2 protein-coding genes and 1 pseudogene are annotated in these 921 nt (G+C 43.6%); all 3 read left to right on the top strand.

Going from position 1 to position 921, the window contains the following annotated elements:
- The first annotated feature begins 32 nt into the window (after positions 1 to 32).
- Positions 33 to 461: a hypothetical protein gene (locus tag CBG25_RS18040; protein ID WP_290608392.1), complete on the top strand. Its 429-nt coding sequence runs from the start codon at positions 33 to 35 to the stop codon at positions 459 to 461.
- A 14-nt stretch (positions 462 to 475) separates the two neighbouring features.
- Positions 476 to 673, top strand: a complete 198-nt coding sequence (locus CBG25_RS18035) for a hypothetical protein (protein ID WP_290608390.1) — start codon at positions 476 to 478, stop codon at positions 671 to 673.
- Positions 674 to 689: 16 nt separating this feature from the next.
- Positions 690 to 921 (top strand): annotated as a pseudogene (locus CBG25_RS18030) (hypothetical protein); the annotation flags it as partial.

Raw genomic sequence — 921 nt, 5'->3', positions numbered from 1 at the left:
TTAATTGGGGGTGGTAGCAGGAGGATAGAAGGATGAGCTTAACTATTCCTGCCCACGAATTCTTTTGCTGGCGAGTCGCTGAAGCTTATATGTATTACCTTATGGCAACGAATCGTCGCCCCGTCTACCGCTATGAAACGGGGGATATCGAACTCAGTCGTCATTTTTTAATGCCTTTGCTTGATGGTTATCTCGGGGACAGAAAACCGACAGAATGGAGAGCCAGGTTTTATATGAAATTGATGACACCATTCAGCGAAAAAGCAGATCCACGAGCAATAATTTGCGCTGGCAAAGTTCCACAGTTAAACCGCCGTGGTATCAAGTACATGAACGCACTGCTTCATGAGTTTGGCGATATGATCTCGGATATTGGTGTTAAAGATGATAGAGGAATGCTTATTTTGCCACCAGAAAGTGAATGGGCAAACCTGAAATTCAGCAATATCTCATTTGAATAACGTAGAGCGTTATTATGACCCCCGAACAATTTATCGAAACCAATATCAAGGCCGAGTTAATGAAGCTCGGCTTTTCTAACTCTGTAGCCAGTTTAGCAACAAATGAAGCTATCCGGTACTACCGCAAACAGCCAGCTAGCAGAAGAGGCAAAATGCTAGCGGATTGTCTCAATCAGGCTAAACGCTGGGCGAAATTAACAAAAAAACGATAATTATTGAGGTAACGATATGGCAAAAAAACCGGATTGGGAGGCCATTGAATCGGCTTACCGTGCCGGTTCTTTGTCAATTCGTGCTATAGGTGATAAATATGGTGTTACTGAAGGTGCTATTCGAAAGCGAGCAAAGCAGAATGGTTGGCTGAGAAATCTGACTGAAAAGGTCAAGGAAGTAACAAGAACTAAGTTGGTACGCAACGAAGTACGCATGATTGGTACGCAGTTACCAGTGCGTACTGACG

It is taken from the genome of Arsenophonus sp. ENCA, assembly GCF_002287155.1.
Lineage (GTDB): Bacteria > Pseudomonadota > Gammaproteobacteria > Enterobacterales > Enterobacteriaceae > Arsenophonus > Arsenophonus nilaparvatae.
Note: the sequence above shows the minus strand (reverse complement) of the source record. Positions and strands in the feature narration are given on the sequence as shown.

What these genes read in the sequence shown, in the direction of transcription:
- CBG25_RS18040 (WP_290608392.1), top strand. Translation starts at nt 33, where the DNA reads ATGAGCTTAACTATTCCTGCCCACGAATTCTTTTGCTGGCGAGTCGCT.
- CBG25_RS18035 (WP_290608390.1), top strand. Translation starts at nt 476, where the DNA reads ATGACCCCCGAACAATTTATCGAAACCAATATCAAGGCCGAGTTAATG.